Origin of the sequence: Faecalimonas umbilicata (assembly GCF_004346095.1) — a bacterium.
GTDB lineage: Bacteria > Bacillota > Clostridia > Lachnospirales > Lachnospiraceae > Faecalimonas > Faecalimonas umbilicata.
In genome coordinates this window covers 1-1,274 of sequence record NZ_SLZV01000064.1, presented here as the reverse complement: position 1 = coordinate 1,274, position 1,274 = coordinate 1, and the positions used below count along the sequence as shown (strand labels likewise).

The 1,274-nt window shown below is 40.5% G+C and carries 1 protein-coding gene; it reads right to left on the bottom strand.

Annotated elements, in window-relative coordinates:
* Positions 1–31: 31 nt before the first annotated feature.
* A complete protein-coding gene (locus tag EDD74_RS14955; protein ID WP_116440869.1) occupies positions 32–1,189 on the bottom strand; it encodes an IS630 family transposase in 1,158 nt (385 codons plus the stop codon).
* Between the last annotated feature and the right edge of the window lie 85 nt (positions 1,190–1,274).

The following is a 1,274-nucleotide window of genomic DNA, read 5'->3' as shown; positions in this document are numbered from 1 at the left end:
CTAGTATAACGAATATTAAATAATTGCTATATCAAACGGATGCCGCTTCCTCTTCACTGATTTCATCCATTTTATATTTCCAGTGATAAATCACAGGTTCACGATTTACTTCATCAAAATACCTGTAAATTCGCTCTTCCAATTCCTCTTTGGTATTGACACGGATTCCACGAAGCATTTGCCGGGTCATCTTACTGAAAAAACTTTCAATCATGTTTAACCATGAGCCATGTTTCGGAGTAAACACAAATTTAAAACGTCCCTTTGGCAGCGTATCCAGAAAGCTCCGTGTTTCTTTGGAAGTATGCGCGGAATGATTATCCAGGATGATCCGGATTGTATCCTGTGATGGATATTTTTTGTCCAGTATCTTTAAAAACTCAATAAAATCAGAACTCTTGTGAGTCTCACTTACTAACGGGATGGCTTCTCCTGTAAGCAGATCAATGCCTGCCAGCAAAGAGAGCGTTCCAAGACGTTTGTATTCTGCATCACGATATACCTCTCCGTGTTCCGGTGTCGGGCGTAAATCCGGTGCAGTATTGGAGATTGCCTGAATACCCGGTTTCTCATCATAGGACACCGTAATCGTCAATTTATAATCGTCTGGAACAATGAGATCACCATTCTCATCAAACTGCATTTCAATCTGTTTGTAGACCAGCAGGACTTCATGCATTTTTGATTCAAAATCAGGATCCCTCTTTTCGCAGTAATATTTGATTTTAAAGGGTTTCATATCCTGTTCCCTGAGGAATTTCTGGATATAAGGTTTCGTAACTGTTGAAAGTCTTGGATATCCCGCCTCCTCTGCATGTTTCTGAATGTATTTATGGAGAGAAGCCAATGTCCACAGTTCCTGCGCATAACCGAGTTCTGCCGGTCTCTGACACGCAATACTGATCATCCATGCCTTCGCATCGTCGGTGATTTCGGATGGACGTCCAGGACGCTGAACATCAAACAGTGCAGCATCCACACCGCCTTTATGAAACTTCGAAACACAAAGGCGTACCGTGGCAGTGCTGATTGCAAGTTTATCAGCAATTTCCTGGAATGTCATTCCATCGGCTTTATATAAAAGAATCCTGGCACGATCCACGACTTGTGCCTGAATGGTTCTCTTTTTTGATAATGATTTAAGGTAATTCCTGTCTTCATCTGACAGAGGAAGATATGTTTTTCTCATAGCGATCATCCTTTCTTTGATAACACTATTTTACCATACATCATCTCAAAAATATATAGCAGAAATTTAATTTATTCTATACTAG

Coding starts and splice junctions, on each gene's coding strand:
- EDD74_RS14955 (WP_116440869.1), bottom strand. CDS start 1,189: ATGAGAAAAACATATCTTCCTCTGTCAGATGAAGACAGGAATTACCTT.